The organism is Pseudomonas sp. Pseu.R1, from assembly GCF_045764065.1.
Classification (GTDB): domain Bacteria; phylum Pseudomonadota; class Gammaproteobacteria; order Pseudomonadales; family Pseudomonadaceae; genus Aquipseudomonas.
Genome location: NZ_JBJGEE020000001.1, coordinates 6,372,601 through 6,390,537 on the forward strand (window position 1 = coordinate 6,372,601; position 17,937 = coordinate 6,390,537).

17 protein-coding genes are annotated in these 17,937 nt (G+C 61.6%); 5 read left to right on the plus strand and 12 right to left on the minus strand.

The features are described from left to right. Positions 1-13: 13 nt before the first annotated feature. The 11 genes from sctT to sctW form a co-directional block, all read right to left on the minus strand. Positions 14-808 carry a type III secretion system export apparatus subunit SctT gene (gene sctT / locus ACI5GA_RS28905; protein WP_421425386.1) on the minus strand — a complete coding sequence of 265 codons (795 nt, stop codon included), beginning with the start codon at positions 806-808 and terminating at the stop codon, positions 14-16. Continuing rightward, entirely contained in the window at positions 809-1,075 is a 267-nt protein-coding gene (gene sctS, locus ACI5GA_RS28910) for a type III secretion system export apparatus subunit SctS (protein WP_108240629.1), read from the minus strand. Positions 1,076-1,082: 7 nt separating this feature from the next. Further along, positions 1,083-1,736 (minus strand): type III secretion system export apparatus subunit SctR, encoded by a 654-nt coding sequence (gene sctR / locus ACI5GA_RS28915; RefSeq protein ID WP_421425387.1) that lies wholly within the window; start codon positions 1,734-1,736, stop codon positions 1,083-1,085. Then, positions 1,733-2,140, minus strand: coding sequence for a FliM/FliN family flagellar motor switch protein (locus ACI5GA_RS28920; RefSeq protein ID WP_421425388.1), 408 nt, complete (start codon positions 2,138-2,140; stop codon positions 1,733-1,735). The genes sctR and ACI5GA_RS28920 overlap by 4 nt, the downstream gene beginning before the upstream one ends. After that, a complete protein-coding gene (locus ACI5GA_RS28925) occupies positions 2,118-2,864 on the minus strand; it encodes a type III secretion system protein (protein WP_421425389.1) in 747 nt (248 codons plus the stop codon). Before ACI5GA_RS28925 ends, ACI5GA_RS28920 begins: the two co-directional genes overlap by 23 nt. Continuing rightward, positions 2,861-3,412 carry a type III secretion system HrpP C-terminal domain-containing protein gene (locus ACI5GA_RS28930; RefSeq protein ID WP_421425390.1) on the minus strand — a complete coding sequence of 184 codons (552 nt, stop codon included), beginning with the start codon at positions 3,410-3,412 and terminating at the stop codon, positions 2,861-2,863. The genes ACI5GA_RS28925 and ACI5GA_RS28930 overlap by 4 nt, the downstream gene beginning before the upstream one ends. Before the next feature lie 6 nt (positions 3,413-3,418). Continuing rightward, the gene (locus ACI5GA_RS28935; RefSeq protein ID WP_421425391.1) at positions 3,419-3,865 is read right to left on the minus strand and encodes a type III secretion protein; all 447 of its coding nucleotides are present in this window, start codon (positions 3,863-3,865) and stop codon (positions 3,419-3,421) included. Between the two features lie 90 nt (positions 3,866-3,955). Further along, positions 3,956-5,305 carry a FliI/YscN family ATPase gene (locus ACI5GA_RS28940; RefSeq protein WP_421425392.1) on the minus strand — a complete coding sequence of 450 codons (1,350 nt, stop codon included), beginning with the start codon at positions 5,303-5,305 and terminating at the stop codon, positions 3,956-3,958. Beyond that, a complete protein-coding gene (sctD, locus tag ACI5GA_RS28945) occupies positions 5,302-6,273 on the minus strand; it encodes a type III secretion system inner membrane ring subunit SctD (RefSeq protein WP_421425393.1) in 972 nt (323 codons plus the stop codon). Before sctD ends, ACI5GA_RS28940 begins: the two co-directional genes overlap by 4 nt. Before the next feature lie 29 nt (positions 6,274-6,302). Beyond that, a complete protein-coding gene (gene sctV, locus ACI5GA_RS28950) occupies positions 6,303-8,396 on the minus strand; it encodes a type III secretion system export apparatus subunit SctV (RefSeq protein WP_421425394.1) in 2,094 nt (697 codons plus the stop codon). Next, the gene (gene sctW, locus ACI5GA_RS28955) at positions 8,396-9,529 is read right to left on the minus strand and encodes a type III secretion system gatekeeper subunit SctW (protein ID WP_421425395.1); all 1,134 of its coding nucleotides are present in this window, start codon (positions 9,527-9,529) and stop codon (positions 8,396-8,398) included. Before sctW ends, sctV begins: the two co-directional genes overlap by 1 nt. A gap of 243 nt (positions 9,530-9,772) precedes the next feature. Between sctW and ACI5GA_RS28960 the strand changes: the two genes are divergently transcribed. The 5 genes from ACI5GA_RS28960 (at position 9,773) to ACI5GA_RS29145 (ending at position 17,110) form a co-directional block, all read left to right on the plus strand. Then, the gene (locus ACI5GA_RS28960; RefSeq protein ID WP_421425396.1) at positions 9,773-10,327 is read left to right on the plus strand and encodes an RNA polymerase sigma factor; all 555 of its coding nucleotides are present in this window, start codon (positions 9,773-9,775) and stop codon (positions 10,325-10,327) included. 450 nt (positions 10,328-10,777) lie between these two features. Beyond that, positions 10,778-13,105 (plus strand): type III effector HrpK domain-containing protein, encoded by a 2,328-nt coding sequence (locus ACI5GA_RS28965; protein ID WP_421425397.1) that lies wholly within the window; start codon positions 10,778-10,780, stop codon positions 13,103-13,105. Positions 13,106-13,280: 175 nt separating this feature from the next. Beyond that, entirely contained in the window at positions 13,281-14,099 is an 819-nt protein-coding gene (locus tag ACI5GA_RS28970; protein ID WP_421425561.1) for a transglycosylase SLT domain-containing protein, read from the plus strand. Positions 14,100-14,198: 99 nt separating this feature from the next. Then, complete coding sequence (locus ACI5GA_RS28975; RefSeq protein WP_421425398.1) at positions 14,199-15,689, plus strand: type III effector; 1,491 nt, start codon at positions 14,199-14,201, stop codon at positions 15,687-15,689. A 548-nt stretch (positions 15,690-16,237) separates the two neighbouring features. Then, positions 16,238-17,110, plus strand: a complete 873-nt coding sequence (locus ACI5GA_RS29145; RefSeq protein WP_423246545.1) for a hypothetical protein — start codon at positions 16,238-16,240, stop codon at positions 17,108-17,110. 58 nt (positions 17,111-17,168) lie between these two features. Here ACI5GA_RS29145 and ACI5GA_RS28985 read toward each other — a convergent pair whose 3' ends face one another. Then, on the minus strand, positions 17,169-17,921 hold the full coding sequence (locus tag ACI5GA_RS28985) for a transporter substrate-binding domain-containing protein (RefSeq protein WP_421425399.1): 753 nt from the start codon (positions 17,919-17,921) through the stop codon (positions 17,169-17,171). Positions 17,922-17,937 lie beyond the last annotated feature (16 nt).

The window sequence follows — 17,937 nt, forward strand, 5'->3', positions numbered from 1 at the left end:
TGTGTTCTCCCGCTCATGGCGTCGGGACCAATTGCGACAGCAGGTGTTTGAGGTCCGCCAGTTGCAGAATCTGTCCATTGCCCAGTTGCAACAGCGTGGGCAGATAAATCAGCAAAAAGGCGATCCCGGCCATGCTCTTGGCGGGCATCGCCAGAATCGACACGTTCAGTTGCTGCGCATACAGACCGATGATCGCCAATGCCGCCTCGATCAACAGCAGCAGGCCAATGAACGGTGCGGCGTAAAGCATCATGTGTTGCAGGGTTTGGTTGAGCTGTTCGAGAAACACGTTCAGGCCATCCACCGTCATGCCCGGCAACCAGGCGGTGGGCGGCCAGATCTGGTAGCTGTCCCAGATCACCTGCGTGATCAACGACAACCCGCCCGAGAGGATCACCAGCATGATCAGGGTTTCCTGAAACAGCTCACCCAAGGGCGTCGCGTCAGGCCCCAGTGCCGGATTGAGCTGCCCACCGCTCAACGCGCCGCGCTGGCTGTCGAGCAACGCCCCCACCGAGGCGAACATCCAGAACGGCGCGTACAGCAACAGGCCCAACAGGGTGCCGAGCACCGCCTCCTTGAGCAGCAATGCGCCGATGGAAAACCAGTCGTTTTCGAACGACGACAGGGCACGGCTGATGGCCGGCGCCGGGACCATCGCCACCACCAGCACCACTGCATAGCGCAGCGGCCCCTTGAGGTATTTGAAGCAGAACGCCGGGACCAGAATCATGCAGGGCAGCAGGCGCGCAGCGGCCAGCCCCATCCCCAGCATCAGCTCGAACAAGCCTTGCGCGTCGAAGGGCATCTAGTGCATGCCCCCGGAACGGGCGATCAGGTCGAAGGCCATGTTGATGAACTGGATCAATTCGACGCCGATCCAGCGCCCGGTCATGGCCAGGGTCAGGCCCACCGCTGCCAGCTTGATGCCGAAGGGCAGGGTCTGATCCTGAACCTGCATCAGCGCCTGCACCAGCGAGGTGATCACCCCCACCAATACGGCCACGCCCAACGGCGGCGCAGTGAGGATCACCACCAGAAACATGCCTTGCTTGAACAATGCCAAAGCTTCCATGGCCGCCTCACATGTACGAATAGAAGAGGCTGTCGAGCAGGCGCGTCCAGCCTTGCACCAGCACGAACAGCAGCAGCTTGAGCGGCAGGGAAATGGTCATCGGCGAGACCATCTGCATGCCCAGCGCCAGCAGTAGGTTGGACACGATCAGGTCAATGACGATGAACGGGATGTAGATCAGAAAGCCGATCTGAAACCCGGCCTGCAACTCCGACAGCACGAACGCCGGAACGGCCAGTAGCAGGTCATTCTTGGTCGCCTGATCGGCCATTTCCCTGGGCCACATGCGTTGCGTGTTGTCGAGCAGGTGGGCACTCACGTCCGGGTCCGTGTTTCGGCTCATGAAGCGTTGCAGCGGTTCGATGATCGTATTGGCGCTGGTTTGCAACTTGTCGGTGCTGCCCATTTCCAGAGGGTGTTCGTGAATCCGTTGCTGAATCTCATGGGCTACCGGGGCCATGACGAACATCGTCGCCGCCAGTGCGATGCCGTACATCGCCATGTTCGGCGGTACCTGCTGCACGCCGATGGCGTTGCGAGTGATCAGCAGGGTCATGGCGATTTTCAGGAACGCCGTGCAGACGATCAGCAGAAACGGAATCAACGACAGGGCGCCCAGAAACAGCGCCAGCATCACCGGGTTCATCCCGTCCATGATCATGCGGGCGACGCCACACGGGTGATTTGCAGGCCCAGACGCCCATCGATGTCGACCAGTTCACCTTCGGCGACGACGCGTTCGCCGTGGCACAACGTGGCAAATCCGGGCGTGACCCCGCCGACTTCCAGCACCGTGCCTGGCGCGATCCGGCGCAAATCGCCCAAGGTCAGGTTGAGACTGCCGCAGCGCAGGGTGAGGGCCATGGGCAGTTGGTCAATGGAGTCCAGCGCCTGGGCGTCAGCGTTTGAAAGCACCGGCGCTTCAGCGGCGTAATCGTCGTGCGCCGGAACGTCCTCGGCGTTCAGCGCCTGAGCGTCGTCCTCCTCATACGGCTCGGGGGACGCGTGGTATTCATCGTCGATCGAGGTGTCCAGCTCTTCGTCATAGAGCGCTTCCTGGGTCATTTTTTCGTGCTTCCTCATGGCTGAACCGTACGTACAACTGCCGGTCGTGGCTGTCGGTCTGCACTGCCCATTGCCGCCCGCCCAGTTGCAGGCGGCCATGACCGTCGCTGTCGAAGTGGCTGAGCGTTGGCAGCACGACGTCGCCGGGTTGCAGCGAGGCCAGTTGCTCCAGTGTCAGGGACAAGCGGCCCAGCTCCAATGGCGTGTCGACGGGCCAATGCTCATCGGCCTGCGCACGATGGACTTTCCAGTCCGCGCCATCCAGCCAGCGCAGCAGGACGTCGGCAGAGGCGCGGAGTACACCATGCACGGTCTGATGGCCCAAGCGCAGCACCATCCGACAGCTCACTTCAGCCGCTTCATCGACAGTCGACAAGGCAGTGTTACCGCTGAGTGGCTCAAGGGGCGAAAGCAGTTCCGCGATCACCGGGCTGAAATGTTGATTGAGCACCTGCCAGTACCACGGCTGGTGCTCGCCCGTGAGCGTGACCGGCAGCTCGCCAAGCAGGCTGAGCAGGGTTTCGGCTTCGCTGAGGCTGAACACACCGAGGGCACTGTTGAACGTCTGAAAGGGTGTTTGATCGCCGTCGGGCAAGCGTTGCGGGCGAAGGGTCAACTCACCGGGCAACCCTTGTGCGTTGAAAGTCAGGCTGGCCCCCATGCCCAAACGGCGGCTGAAGTGGGCAGCGGTTGAGTCGATTGTGCGTAGCGTCACCGGGTTCATGCGGGCAGGACCTCGTCAAAGGACAAATCCACGTTCTCGCCCAGCGCTTCAGCCAGCGCGTTTTCACAAGCGCGCTGATGGGGTTGCAAACGCTTGAGTACGCCGCGCCGGGCGAAGGCCAGTTCGATGTTCCACTGATTGTCGCGCTTGTTGGCGTTGACCTGGACCTCGCCCAGACGGGGCATGATCAACGTCACGTTGAACGGGCCGTCGGGCTGTGCGGGGAGGCGCTCGGCGAGCTCGTCGATCAATTGAGTGGGCATGCCGTCACCGGGAGGCAACAGATTGAGGCCGCTGCCGCCGAAACCCGAATGATCCGGTTCTTCGCTGACCGAGGGCACTAGCAGTTGCGAGAAGAACAGGCCGTCGGCGTTCAATGCGTCGTTGGGGGAGGGCTGATGCCAGGCGGTGCGCAGGCGATCCAGCTCGCCGCGACGCGGGCCGCCGAGGCTGGCGCGATTGTCCGCAGGCGCCGGAGATTGCGCCTGAACCGGCCGCTGGGCGGGCTGCGCAACGGGGCGAGGCGTGGTTTTGATGGGCGTATTCATGGCAAATCAACCTTGTTCGTTGAGGGCTTCGGCCAGGCAGGCCAGTTTTTCCACGGCGCGCTGGGAAGCTTTGGCGTCCGCACGGGCCTGTTCCAGACGCTGTTGCTGCTCGTCGATGCCCAGGCGCTGTTGTTCGACGTCCTGACGGATATAGGCCAATCGGTCGAGCATGCGGTGTTCCTTTTCATGCCAGCGGTCCAGATCGTTCAGCGCCATGGCTTTGTTCAGGTTGGCGTCGCTGAGCACCTGACGCCGTTCTCGCTGGTTGATGCGTTCCTGGGTCAATGCATCGCGGGTTTCCTGCAAATGCACCTGCATGTCCTCCAGCGCCTGCTGCGCCCGGCGTTGCGCCCGTTCGGCACTGGCCTGACGGTGCTGACGCAAGGGCTTGAGCACGGCGATCACCTGTTCCATGGCCAGATGGTTCGGGTCGATTTCCAGTTCTTCTTCCATTTAGAATCGGCGGCCTCTTGGTGGATCACGACGGGTATCGGGTTGCGAACCCGGTTCCCAGAGGCACACCGGTGTTCTTTGCGCACTCATTCACTCCGGCAACTGCGACGTCAATTGCATTAACGCCTCCAGCGTGGTCTGCAATGGCACCGGCTCACGCAGGTCCTGGCGCAGAAACGCGTTGATCGGCTCGTTCAATTGCACCGCGCAATCGGTCACCGGGTCACCACCGGGCTGGTATTCGCCAAGACGCAGCAACATTTCCACTTGTTTGTAGGCAGCCATCAGCCGTCGCAGCCGGTTGTTGGCCTGTTGGTGCTCGCGCCCCGTGACGTTGCTGAGAATCCGGCTGATGCTGGCCTGCACGTCGATAGCCGGGTAGTGCCCGCGTTCGGCGAGTTTGCGCGACAGCACGATGTGGCCATCGAGCAACGAACGAACCTCATCGGCCACCGGGTCGTTCATCGAATCCTGCTCGATCAGCACGGTGTACAGCGCCGTGATCGAACCCGTCTCGCTCATCCCGGCGCGCTCCACCAACCGTGGCAGTAGCGTGTAGACCGAGGGCGGCAAACCGCCGCGCCCCAGCGGTTCGCCCGCCGCGATGCCGATTTCCCGCTGCGCTCGGGCAAAACGAGTAAGAGAGTCGAGCAACAGCAGCACTTTCATGCCGCGCTCGCGGTAAGCCTCGGCAATGGCTGTGGCGGTGAACGCTGCTCGCGCGCGTTCCATGCTCGATCGGTCGGAGGTGGCGCAGACCAGCACAGAACGGCTGCGCAGGGTAGCGTCCAGTTCGTGATCGAGAAATTCACGCAGCTCGCGACCCCGCTCGCCGATCAGGCCGAAGACGATCACGTCACAGGCCATGTTGCGCGCCAGCTCCGCCATCAATGTGGTTTTGCCACAACCGGCACCGGCGAACAGGCCGACACGCTGGCCTTCGCCGAGCAGAATCGCGCTGTCGATGGCACGCACGCCCGAGGGAAGCGCCTGAGTGATGCGAGGGCGTTGGGTCGGCGGCAGCGCATCGGCGATCACCGGTAAGGTCACCCGCCGGTCACCCGGTCCGGCAAACGCGCCTTGGGAATCCTCCAGCAGTGGCCTGCCAAAACCGTCCAGCACGCTGCCCAGCAGGCCGTCATCGACACCGATTCGATGGGCCATACCCAGGGGGCGAATGTGCGCGCCGACCTGAATGCCATCCGGTGTGCCCAACGCGCTGAGCAAGGTGCAATCGCGAGTGAAGCCAACGATCTCGGCGAGCATCACGCTGCCGTCGGATTTGCTCACTTCACACAGGTCGCCGACTTTGGCTGCGGGAATCTGGCACTCCAGCAGAATCCCGCTCACGGCACTGACCCGGCCACTGACCTGCACCGCAGAAAAGCCGTTTAGGCGCCGGGTGTGGGCGGTTTTCCATTGATCGAGGGCGGCGTTCACCAGTTCACCTCGTAATGCCGCTCGCCGTCGAACTGGATGCGGTTGTCATCGATGCGGGTCAGGCGCAGGCCATTCAATTCGTCACCGATGTAGAGCCGATGGCCGTCGGCAGTGACCAAGTGGGCGTGGGGGCCGGACATGATCTGCACGATGGTGAACGGCAGGCCACTGCTTGACGCAGTGACGTTGTCGATCAGGGCCACGGGGCTGTCATATAGGTCTTTGAAGCGTTGCAACATGCGCTGATAAACCAACTGCGACTCGGGTTTGAGGTTGCCGCTCAGGGTCAGGCCATCGGCGGTTTCCTGAATGCTGACGTCGCTGAGCAGGCGGTCGCTGAGCATGGTGTTGAGCTGGCGTCGCGTGTCATCGGCGTTGGCCAGATGCACCCGCTTATGCGCAGGCGCGGCGGCTTTTTTCGGCGCGTGGATGCTCTGGGCGGATGGCTGCGTCGCAATGCCCGCCGCCAGCGGCTCAGGCGCACTGCTGCGGGTCAGGCTCCAGGCGCTTCCGGCGATACCCAGTAACACGCCGACCACGATGCCGGTGGTGCGATTGAGCAGACGCGAACGGGATTCGACTTTTTCCAGCGGTGGCGTCGTGGGAGCGGGTTCCGGCTCAGGCGCCAGTTCCTCCATGTTCGGGAGTGGTTGAGTCACCGCGGGCAGGGTAGGCCAGGCATCCTCGGCCGCCGACACGCACAGCCACACCGAACCGAGCACGAACGCGGTGTTGGGCAGCAGTTCGGCGGTGTCGTGCCGATGCCCCTCCTGATCGCCAATCTGGCCGTCGGCGCCGTTCATGACCCAGCGTTCGCCGTCGCGCTGCAATCGGCAATGCAACTGTTCGACGCCCGGATCGTGCAAGGCCAGGTCCTGCTCAGCGTCCGAACCGATCCCCCATTGATCGCCCACCAACGGCAGCGCGGCGCCTTGATGCAGGCCACTCAATACCCGTAATTCAAACATGCGAAGCTCTCCGGCGCTCAGATGGCAGATCAGGCGGCATAGTCGTTATCCAGTGCGTCGAGATCCTCTTCCAGATCGAAGCGACCCAGGACCTTGACCTGCGCGGCGTTGCTGATTTCGGCGAAAGACAGCACCGGCACGTGATAGAACTCTTCCTGCAACAGCGTACGCAGCGGGCTGCGCAGGTCCTGGGCGACCAGCAATACCGCCCGCTCGCTGGTGCGCACCGGAAAGGCAATGTGCAGTTGTTGCACCAGTAACTGACTGGTGTCGTTGTCCAGCGCAAAGAACGTCTCGGTCTGGGTCTGGCGCAAACCATCGCGCAGGATGCCTTCGCTTTCCGGGGTCAGCACCCAGACCAACAGGCCCTCGGCGCCGCAGTATTGGTGATAGATCTGCGATTTCAGGGCAATGCGCACGTAGTCCGCCAACACCGTCACTTCACGCTCATGCTGGCCATGCTCGATCAGGGTTTCGGCGATTAGCCGGATCGCCCGCAGCGGCACGCATTCGGACGCCAGGCGTTGCAAGACCGCTGAGAAGCGCGCCAGCGGCAGTACCCGCTGCATCTCTTGAGCCAGTTCAGGCTGCTCGCTCTCCAGCCAGCCGAGAATCGCCTTGGTTTCCTGCAATCCGATGAATTGCGGCCCACACGACTGCAAGGCGCGCTCCATGCGCTCGATGATCAGGGTCATGGCGTCGACCCGTTCGACGTGTTGATCCAGCAATTGCGGGTCGTCGGCTGGCAGCCACAGCCATTGGCCTTCCTGGCGTTCGACGCTGCCGGAAAGCGCGTTGTCCGGTGAGTCTTCAAGGCTGCGCACGTCCACGGCGACATGGCTTTCAGTGAAGGTCGCCTTGAGCAGCGGCACTTCATAGACCGAAAAGCGGAATTCGTCCGGGGGCAAGTGTTCGGCCTGTTCGATGATGAACGAGGGAAGCGTGAGGCCGTATTGCACCACCAGCCGGTTGCGGCGCTGGCGGATCTCGCTGACCAGCGCTTCGACCTGCGCCGGGTTCTGGCTGGGATGAAACTGCAACACGAACTGGCGGCTGGGGGAAAAGGTGCGCAGGTCTTCCCGGCCATTCATTTCAGGGGCCACCGCCACGGCCTGGACCTGCTCGGCCTTGGGTTTGGCCCGGTGCAACTGCAACAGCCCGCCGATGCCGCAGATGATCGAAATGACAATGAACACTGCTGTCGGCATGCCGGGCAGGGCGGCAAAGCCGAGCATCGCCACCGCCGCGATGATCCACGCCTTGGGCTGACTGGTGATCTGCTCGGCGATCTGGCGACCGATGTTGGCTTCGGCCCGTTCTTCGTCCGGTACGCGGGTGATGATCATGCCGCAGGTGACCGAGATCAGCAGCGCCGGAATCTGCGCGATCAGGCCGTCGCCGATGGTCAATACGGTGTAGACCTGAAGCGCATCGCCCGCGCTCATGTTGTGCTGCACGACGCCGATGGCGATGCCGCCGATCATGTTGATCGCCACGATGATCAGGCTGGCGATGGCGTCACCGTTGACGAACTTCATGGCCCCGTCCATGGCACCGAACAACTGGCTTTCCTTGCCCAGTTCGGCGCGACGGCGACGGGCTTCGTGGACGCTGATCAGGTTGGCGCGCAAGTCACTGTCGATGGACATCTGCTTGCCGGGCATGGCGTCGAGGGTGAAGCGTGCGCCGACTTCGGCGACCCGCTCCGAGCCTTTGGTGATCACCAGAAAGTTGACCACGGTCAGGATCAGGAAAATCACCATGCCTACCGCCAGGTTGCCCCCGACGACGAACTGGCCGAAGGCCTCGACGATGTGCCCGGCATCCTGATTGAGCAGGATCAGTCGGGTCGTGGAAATCGACAGTGCCAGGCGAAACATGGTGGTCAGCAGCAACACCGCTGGAAAGGTCGAGAACGCCAACGGCCGGGGCAAGTGCATGGCCAGCATGATCAACAGGCAGGAAATGCAGATGTTGACGGCAATCAGCACGTCCACCAGCCCGGTGGGCAGCGGCGTGATCATCATGAACACGATGGCGATGACCACGAAGGCACCGACGATTTCCGAGCGTCGCATCGCCGCCAGGGCCAGTTGGTTGAGCAGGTTGATGACGCGATCCATCAGGCGAGGTCTCCCAGGGTCGGGTTCTGTTCCAGCCGAGTCAGTTCGGCCATGAGAATGAGCAGGTTGCCCAACGCGTTTTGCCGGCTTTTCATGTCACGCCAGAGCAGGATCGGCAGTTGTTGCAGCATGGGTCGCAGGCCGTTGAGGAACGCCAGTTGGTGCTTGAGCTGCTTGCCACCGATGTGCTGGGTCAGTTGCAGGGTTTCGTTCAGGGTCATGCCCTTGCCCGAGAGCGCCAACAGGTGCTTGAGGAACGACGCCGGGTCGACCTGCAAACCCGGGTTCTTGCTGCGCATCCGGCCCAGCAGGTGTTCGCAGCTTTGCAGCAGCGTCGCGACGTGGCGGGCGGTGTTCAGGCCGTGCATCAAGGTGCGCAGTTGCTGGGGGGAGGTGGACGGGGTGAGGGATGACAGGTCGTCGGCGATGGCGCTGCGCATGTCGCGCAGGTTGAGTTCGAAATCGCCGGTTTCTTCCCGTTCGCTGAGCAGCGCGTCGATCAGCCCGGTGATGTTCTGCTGCCCGGCAGTCGCCACGCCATACAGGTTACGCAGGGCGCCGCGACGCTTGCTGTCGATTCCGGATTTGGAAAAGGCTTTGGCGCTGTTGATACCGGCCCGAGCACGCTGGCCGTATTTGCGCCGCAGCAGCTTCAGTTGCTGAGTCAGCACCACGTGTTCGCCTGTGGCCCCGTCGGCCTGAGCCTGTTTGCGAGCGGCTTGTAACACCACGTGAGCCTTGGCCGGATCGCCATCGCTATAACTGAGCACCTGCGCCAGATTGGCCGCACGCTGCTTGAGCAAAAACTTGCGCAAGTTGCGCGCGGCGTCTTCAAGACCGGTGTCTTGCGACCCCATCAACTGCTGATACAACTCGCCCAGCTTCACCGCCCGCGACTGCAAGGCATTGCCACTGGCGATCAGTTCTCGCTGGCCCAGGCTGCGGCTTTGCTGCACCAGCGCGGCGGCAAAGCGTGAGACTTGCAACGGTGACGTCCCGTTGGGGTTCGGCGCGTTGGTTCGCGGCGGCGCTACCGGCACAGCCGGACTTTTAGCGGACGACAGCGCTGGATTGGGCGCGGTGGCGCCCGGAGCAGGAGGCAACGTCTGTGGCGCGGGGGCGACGATCTTCATAGGACGGTTCTGAGCGTGGTCATGCGCTCTGAGTGGTCGCGCCGACTGTCCGGTTCCATGAATCCGCCAACACGCGAATCTGTGCCAAATCCCGTTTGAGAATCAGCGCCCTCGCGCAAGATTTTGCACGACCAAACGGCGGTTAAAAATAAATAACGTTATAAAACAGATAGATACGACGATAAATTCACTGGCACGCATATCGCTATAGGGCTAACACACTCCAAACAAGGAAGAGCCCTGATGTTTCCAAGCCTCGCGATACTCGACATTGAATCCACCCATCGCCGTCAATCGATCCATGGCATCCGGCAGATGTCCACCGATCAGGTCAAGATGATTCGCGCCTTCATTCAGAAGCGCGTGATGAACCCGGAGGACGTCGATGACATCCTGCAAAGCACGTTTCTGGAGGCGCTGCGCAGCGAGCACAAGTTTCAGAACGCCAGCAAACCACAGACCTGGTTGTGCGGCATTGCGCTGAACCTGATCCGCAATCACTTTCGCAAACTGTACCGTCAGCCGTATCAGGAAAGCTGGGAAGACCACACCCATTCCGAGCTTGAAGCCCACGGCGACATTGGTCATGAGGTGGATGGCCATCGGCAGTTGGCACGGGTGGTCAAGGCAATCGGAACACTGCCTTCGAACATGCAACGGGTGATCGAGGTGTCGCTGGAAATGGACGGCAATTATCAGGAAACCGCAACGTCACTGGGGGTGCCCATCGGCACGGTGCGTTCGCGTCTGTCGCGGGCCAGGGAACAACTGAAACGTCAGATGGACCCGTTCGCCTGAGACCGGCTCAGTGTTGGCCGAGCGCAGCCGAAACGGTAGAACCGTTTCAGATGTGCTCGGAAACGGTTGCAGCGTTGATCAGGTCGTACAGGGCGAAAGCGCGGTTGACCAGGAAAACGGTCACAGCGGTGAGGGCAACAGCATTGATCAGATGGATGGTCATGTCGATAGTCCTGTGCGAGCAATCAAAGGGGGAGTCAAGCGATGGGCGCGATGTTACGCGACGCCCGAAAAACCTGAAGACAATCGCCTTCATGGTGGACATCAACGGGAATGATAGGAACGGTTGCAGGCTCTGGAATGGGCCTTTGAACGCACCTCATCATCCTCTAGCCGCATGGCTTGCCTGCGGTGCTGTCCATAAAATCGACACAACCTGAAACATTTTCCGGAACTGACTCTCTGTCGGAACCACACAGTTGCCATCCCTCATTCCCGGATGACGACCCCATGCGCATTTCGAACAGTCCCTACAGCGGCATCGCACCTCAACCCGACAATGGCGATGGGCACCTGCAATCACCACTGAGTGCTGCGTTGCCCGCAGCCCCGAAAACGCTGTTGTCCCAAGGCAATGACGGTGTGCAGTTCGGTGCCATGGCGGCGCAACCTGCGGCGAATGCCGAGGCGACCGAGAAGCAGTTGGTGTCCCTGCTGGCACAACTCACGCAGTTGCTCAAGGGCAATACGCAGGTTTCGCCGAATGCGCCACAAACGCCACCCAGCACGGGAGTGCCCACGACGACCACCACCAGCCAAACCCAGGCGGTGAGCGACGTAGGCACCCCGAAACCCGTCGATACCGATACCACGGTCGATACCCCCAAGGCCGACGACGCGAGTTTTCTCGACGATTCCAAATACTCATCACCCAAAGAGCTGGAGCGCTGGGCGCCGATGGTCGCCAACCTGCCACCGGACCAGCGCGAGCAAGCGGCCAAAGAACTGAACCGACCGATCGCCGCGGCCCGCATGGCCGCCGAGAAAGGCCCGGACGCGGCAAAGGCGATGGATTTCATTAACGCCAACCCGGCCCTGAAAACCGCGGTAGACACCGGAAAACATGGCGGCAAGGCCGACGGAAAAATCACTGACGGTGACTTGAAAGCCTTCGCCAAGAACATGCAAAAGGCCGCTGACAGCGCCGACAAGGACATCGCCAATTACCAGAAAGACCATCCAGATGCTGACCCGCAGTCCCTGGAACTGGTCCGCAGCGCCGCCTTGATGCGGGCCAATGAGCCGCTGACCAAAGCCGCCGATCCAAAGCACGCGGCGGGCACCGAGGGCGAAACCAAGGTCAACGGGTTGACCAGCGCCGATGGCCTCAAAGCCCTGCAGAACGACAACCCGGGATTGGCCGGACCGTTGCGGCAGGCCGCGAAAACCTGGTCGCAGCCCGGCTTTCTGACACAGATCGACCAGGGTGGCCTTGAAGGCCGTTCGCTGGCCGCCCACAGCCCGGACAAACTGTTCAGCGCCAGCAACATCAGCGACTGGATCAAGAAGCAGGCGCCCACTAATGGCGGCGAGTTCGCCAGTGTGCTCAGCGACGCAGCGACCCTCAATTCAGTGGCCAATACCGACATCAGCAAACTGGGCAAGGACGTCTTCGAGAACCCCTCGGCCTACAGCGGGGAACAGAAAGCGGCGGTCATGGTGAAACTCCAGCAGACCCTGCAAAGCGTGGTGGCGGGGGAGGACCTGCGCAAGACCGGCAAGACCGAAGACGCCCTGAACGAGAAGATTGCCCAGTTACAGGCCGATCCGGACGTGCAAGCGTTCCTCGATCAGCAGATTCCGCAGCAGTCCCGCGCGCTGGTGAGCAGCACGCCGTCACTGCAAAAGGCGGTCAACGAACAGATGCAGCGGGTCAACAGCGGGCAGGCGCTGCAAACCGATCTGAACACCGCCGACAAGGCCACCACCAAGGACAAACCTAACGCCGACTACAGCAGCGCATTGGGCGGGTTGTCCGCGCAGTTGCAGATGCAGAAGGATCTGCTGGGGCCGGACGCCAATGTCCCGACCGCGCAACAGGTGCTGGGCCAGCGCCCCGATCTGCAAGGCCGGGTGCAAGACTCCTACGTGCGCAACTTCAGCGAAGGCGGCGCGGTTCAGCAATTGCTCAGCCAGAAGAAGGCCGATGGCGAACGGGCGCTGAACAGCGCCGACGCGCAAAAGGCCGCCTACGACAGCGTGCTGCCCGAGGATTTCGTTCAGGGGCAGCAGGCGAGTTACGTGCAGTCCACGTTGAATCAGCTCCAGGACTCCAAGGCCGGGCGCAAGGTGCTGGACAACGCCAAGGGCGACAAGGACCACGCGCCTTCGATGCTCATGCAGGCGGCGTCGCAGATGGGGCCTAAAGCGTTTCAGTCCATCGCAGGCTTTGCGTCGGTCTCGGACATGCTCGCCCGTGGCGACAAGGCCGATGCGGCCAAAACCATTTACGACAGCACCAAATCCGGGCTGTCGGCAGCCAAACACGGCTATGACGCAGTGGCCAAATCCGCAGGCCGTGCCGGGTTGGGCGAAGTCGCGGCCAAGGTCGGTGGCCGCGTCGCGGGCATGGTCGTCGGCGAGGCCGCTGGTATGGCGGCAGGCGCGGCCATCGGTGCATCGATTCCAGTGGTGGGCTGGATCGCTGACGCGGCCATGAGCCTGGGTTTTGGCATCTCCGCGATCATCGAAGCGGTGAAAAAACACAAGGCGCAAAAGGCCTTCGATCACAACGTCGACCCGGTCCTGGACCAGTTCGGCATTCCCAAGGCCCATTGATTCATCCCCCCTGAGCTGAAAGAGGTAAACGATCATGAGTATCGGTGTTTCGTCGCTTCGTCCGTTGCAGGACTTGAGCACGCCCACGGACTTCTCGTCCCTGAGCGGTAAAGCCGGGCAACACAACCCGTTGAACGGCGGTGGTAGCGGCAATCAGAGCATTGACCCGAGCACCTTGCTGTTCGCCAACCCCGCGCAGCAGTCACAAGTGAACTTCGCGCCCCCGAACAGCCAGGACCCGCAAGTCAATGCGAGCAATGCGCTGTCCGGTGATAACAACCAGAACGGCATCGTGCAGCAGATCATGACTTTGCTGATGGAACTGATGCAGATGCTCATGCAGAACAACCCCAACAACTCGCCGAACACACAGAACCTCGCTGCGCAAAACGGCGGTGGCGGCGGCGTGGACAATGGCGGCGGTGGTGGCGGAGGAAGTGGCTCCGTGGACGGCGGCTCGGGTGTGGGCGCTCCCACCCGCAATGCTGCCAGCGGCGTGACCGACGACACGTCCCTCAGCGGCTCTGGCGATCTGCACCTGCCCAAGCAACTGGAACCGTACCGCAACGACATCATGGACGCCTCGCAAGCGACCGGCGTCCCGGCCAACATTCTGGCCGGGCAAATCTGGGCCGAATCCCGTGGCCAGTTGGGGCAGGACACCACCAACGTCAACGGCAAGACGGATGCCGGTCTGATGCAGGTCAACGCCGATACGTTCGCCGGTCTGAAGAAAGAAAACCCCGACCTGCTGGGCAACGCCGACGTGAACAACGCCCACGACAACATCATGGCGGGCGCGCTGTACATGCGTGACCAGCATCAGGCATTCGGCGACTGGGGTTCAGCGCTGCGGGCATACAACTCCGGCCCTGACAAAGTGAGCAAAGGCGATTTGTCCAACGCAGGCGGCGTGGGCGATCCGAACTACGTCAACAACGTGATGAACTTCGCCAAAATCATCGAAAGCGGTCAGGGTCAACTGCCTGCCTGACGCTGGTCAGTCCCTTCCAACACCGACGGGCTGTGCCTGCTCGTCGGCCATTGGCCGCATCGCTGAAACGCTGCGGCCCCCGTTTCAGAGAGTTCAACCATGAATGGAATTCAAAGAACGCTGTCACCAGGCGTCGCGCCGGTCGATACTTCGGCCGCCAGCTCGATTCACGAAACCGAAGGAGAGCACGGCACCGGGCCGGTCAATGCCATGACCCCGGCGATGGTGGCCCATGAAGTCAGGGTGATCGCCGATTACCTGAAAACCCATGTCTTCGCCGCCCACCGGCAAGCCCTCAAGGATATCCCCCGCGACGCCAGCCAGGCGGAACTGGATGAGGTCGGCCTGTACAACGAACGTGCCACGCAAAACAATCGTCAGCTTGACCTGATCGCCGAAAGTCGTGCGCGCGTCCTGCAACGCGAAGGTGAAACCCTGGGTGACATCGCTGACACGCTGGCCAAGGCCGAGAAGCTCGATCGCCTGGCGGCGCGCAGTTCCAGCGCCTTTCGTGCCATTCCGTTCGCCGCCGCCACGGTGTTGCAATACGCACGTCCAGAGATCAACAAGGGTGACTGGCTGCCCACGCCGCTGAAACCGTTGACGCCGCTGATTTCCGGCGCGTTGTCCGGGGTCATGGATCAGGTCGGCACAGGGGTGATGAATCGCGTGACCGGCGACACCCAATACCTCAAGGCAGCGCCTGAAAAGCTGCATGGCGCCATGGCCGACTCGCTGAAGCGTCAGGCCCCGGGATTGCTTCAGCAAAGCGTCGACATGGGCGGCGCGATCCAGAGCTACACCGCACGCAACCTGGGGCGAACGATAGTGGCCACGGCGCTGGCGGGTCATCCTGGCCTTCAGGCAGGCATGGACACCGGTATCGCGGCGGTGGGCGGGTTGGCGGCCAACGCAGCCTTTGCCAGTCGGATGCAGACCACCGAAAACCGCGATCATCAGCGCGGCGGGGCCTACGTCTTCGGGCGCAAGGACACTGAAACCAAGCCGCTGGATGAGGAAACCGAATGGCTGGACGCCTGGCGCGGCATGAAGAACGCGAGCTACACCGGCGCTGCGTTGAACGCCGCAAAGCGGGTGGCGGGCATGCCCATCGACATCCTCACCGATGGCGGCAAGGCCGTGCGCGGTCTGGTGACGGCCAGCAGCCTGACCCAGAATGGCCTGGCGCTGGCGGGCGGCTTTGCAGGTGTCGGCAAGTTGCAGGAACTGGCGACGAAAAACATCAGCAATCCTTACGCGAAAACCGCCGTCAGCCAACTCACCAACGCGGCGGCTTCATCGGCGGTATTCGCAGGATGGACCACGGCGGGCGTCGTGACCGATCCCGCCACCCGTGCGGCGGAGGATCTGTTGCAAAACACCGTGAAGAATGCCGCGTCAACCAGCGCTTCGTTCGTCGGAACCCGCACCGCCGAGGCAGCCCGTGCGACAGCCAATGCCGCAGTCCGCGCCACGAACACCGGAATCAACGCGGCGGTGACGACCGGCGCCGCCTTGCGTGCACAATACGACAACCACGTCAGGCGTCGTGATCGTGATCCCGATGAAGACTTCATCGAGATGACGTGACGCTCTGTTGCGAGATTTCGCTTCAATGGGGGTATTGCGGACGTCTGTTCGCAATGCCTCGATGAACGTTGCGTCATGGGAGTACCGAGAAATCAATCGGTTAAGTCATGCGTCGCCTCCGACTTACTTTATGGATCACAGAGTGCACTTATTTGAGGCACTGTTAACGCCTCTATTATTACCGCTACACGATTAATCTTTTGCGAAGTTGTAGCAGCGCGCACTTGCACAATTGTGCTTTTATTTCGCCGCGACGAACTAATGGACGCGTAATCGCTCGAAACTTTCGGTAGCGTATGACTTGGCCATTGGGCGGACGGTCCAGCGTGGCCGGGCGCAAGCCCGCAAAGCGGTCTATCCTGAGCGAACGTGGGCCGTCGTCTTCCAGACACCGGCCCGGTTCATCACTGCCTGCTGGCTGTTCTGGCGTTAGTTATCAGGAACGTACGCGCATATTGAATTGGACGTGCGATGTTTTATTGTCGAGGAAGGCAACTTGCCGGGCATCTTGCTCGCACCGACCGACATGACACGTGGAGCAATCGGTTATGAAAAGACAATTGATGATGGGCCTCGCGGTTTCCGTGCTGGCCATGGGTGTGTCTGTTGCGTATGCGGCGTCCGACGTGAATGACGGCAAAACCGTCGCCGAGTACGGATCCGAGAAGGTAGGTCCGAACAAGACGGCGTCCGACGGTGCAGATCATGTCGGTGCCAATGCGACGGCGTCGGATGGTGCGGATAAAGTCGGTGCTAACCGCGTAGCTTCGGACGGTGCCGATAAAGTGGGCACTAATCGTGTTGCTTCTGATGGTGCGGATAAAGTCGGTGCTAATCGCGTTGCTTCTGATGGTGCGGATAAAGTCGGCGCTAATCGCGTTGCTTCTGATGGTGCGGATAAAGTCGGCGCTAATCGCGTGGCTTCAGATGGCGCCGACAAAGTCGGTGCTAATCGCGTGGCTTCTGATGGTGCGGATAAAGTCGGCGCTAATCGCGTGGCTTCGGATGGCGCAGACAAAGTCGGTGCTAATCGCGTGGCTTCTGATGGTGCGGATAAAGTCGGTGCCAACCGCGTTGCGTCGGACGGTGCGGATAAAGTCGGCGCTAATCGCGTAGCTTCCGATGGCGCAGACAAAGTCGGTGCTAATCGCGTTGCCTCGGACGGTGCAGACAAAGTGGGCGCCAATCGCGTTGCTTCGGATGGTGCAGACAAAGTCGGCGCCAACCGCGTAGCTTCGGATGGCGCAGACCATGTCGGCGCTAACGCCGTCGCTGCCAATGGCCAACCAGAGCGTGGCCTGGCCTCTGACGGTTCGGACAAGGTGGGCGCAGGTCGTCTGGCTGAACAGGGCCAGAAACTGGACCACATGAACTTCCGCGAAGTGGCCGGTGAGATGGATTACGACCGACTCACCAAATAGTGTCAGGCCGAACCAGCCACCCCGATTCGGTTCAGGGTGGCTTTTTTGTGGGCGCCGTTCAGGGCGTCACCGGCACCGCAAGCGCGGGTTTTGATGCGTACTGCTCGTGCAGTTGAGCAATCAAGGGCGACGGTTGCATCTGGTACTGCTTGCCGAGGGCCAGCAGCCAGCCACTGCCGTGCCAGTCCTGCACGATACGGTCCAGCACGCTCTTTAGTTCGGGCTGTCGCTTGCGCAGCCAGATCACCGAATCTGCAGGCACCAGATCCTCGGCAATCGGAATCTCGAAACCCGCCCACTCAGGCTGCCTCAACAGTTCATGCATGATTGGACTGTTGAGGACAATCGCGTCACAGCCGTTGCCACGCAAGGCCAACAGAACCTCGGACTGACCGCGAAACGCCTTGAGCCTGACGTGATAATCCCGGGTCAGCGGTTGCTGGAAACTCGCGCCTTGAGAAATGCACACCGTTTTATCCTTCAAGTCCTCCCAGCGGGTGATGCCGGAATGGCGCGGGGCAACCAATGCGCCGCCCAGTTGCTCGTAGGGCGTGGGGACATAATCCAGTTGTTCTGCTCGCTCAGGCGTGACCGTCATGTTGGCGATCAGCAGATCGACCTTGCCCTGTTGCAGAAACACTGCGCGGTTGGCGGCGACGACCGGGACCACTTCCGTCTCGACCCCCGGTTTGTGGCCGATGTCCTGCGCCAGATCGACGGCAAACCCCACCGGCGTCTGCGTGCCGGGCTTGTAGGTGCCAAACGACAGGCCACTGAGGTTGACGCCGATCCGCACTTTACCGCGCTCCATGATGTTGGCGTAGAGG

Bases quoted from the DNA above. Each gene is read 5' to 3' on its own strand.
- ACI5GA_RS29145 (WP_423246545.1), top strand. From the start codon at position 16,238: ATGAAAAGACAATTGATGATGGGCCTCGCGGTTTCCGTGCTGGCCATG.
- ACI5GA_RS28930 (WP_421425390.1), bottom strand. From the start codon at position 3,412: ATGAATACGCCCATCAAAACCACGCCTCGCCCCGTTGCGCAGCCCGCC.
- sctD (WP_421425393.1), bottom strand. From the start codon at position 6,273: ATGTTTGAATTACGGGTATTGAGTGGCCTGCATCAAGGCGCCGCGCTG.
- ACI5GA_RS28925 (WP_421425389.1), bottom strand. From the start codon at position 2,864: ATGAACCCGGTGACGCTACGCACAATCGACTCAACCGCTGCCCACTTC.
- sctT (WP_421425386.1), bottom strand. From the start codon at position 808: ATGCCCTTCGACGCGCAAGGCTTGTTCGAGCTGATGCTGGGGATGGGG.
- sctR (WP_421425387.1), bottom strand. From the start codon at position 1,736: ATGATCATGGACGGGATGAACCCGGTGATGCTGGCGCTGTTTCTGGGC.
- ACI5GA_RS28935 (WP_421425391.1), bottom strand. From the start codon at position 3,865: ATGGAAGAAGAACTGGAAATCGACCCGAACCATCTGGCCATGGAACAG.
- ACI5GA_RS28960 (WP_421425396.1), top strand. From the start codon at position 9,773: ATGTTTCCAAGCCTCGCGATACTCGACATTGAATCCACCCATCGCCGT.
- sctW (WP_421425395.1), bottom strand. From the start codon at position 9,529: ATGAAGATCGTCGCCCCCGCGCCACAGACGTTGCCTCCTGCTCCGGGC.
- sctS (WP_108240629.1), bottom strand. From the start codon at position 1,075: ATGGAAGCTTTGGCATTGTTCAAGCAAGGCATGTTTCTGGTGGTGATC.
- ACI5GA_RS28975 (WP_421425398.1), top strand. From the start codon at position 14,199: ATGAATGGAATTCAAAGAACGCTGTCACCAGGCGTCGCGCCGGTCGAT.
- sctV (WP_421425394.1), bottom strand. From the start codon at position 8,396: ATGGATCGCGTCATCAACCTGCTCAACCAACTGGCCCTGGCGGCGATG.
- ACI5GA_RS28965 (WP_421425397.1), top strand. From the start codon at position 10,778: ATGCGCATTTCGAACAGTCCCTACAGCGGCATCGCACCTCAACCCGAC.
- ACI5GA_RS28920 (WP_421425388.1), bottom strand. From the start codon at position 2,140: ATGACCCAGGAAGCGCTCTATGACGAAGAGCTGGACACCTCGATCGAC.
- ACI5GA_RS28985 (WP_421425399.1), bottom strand. From the start codon at position 17,921: ATGGAGCGCGGTAAAGTGCGGATCGGCGTCAACCTCAGTGGCCTGTCG.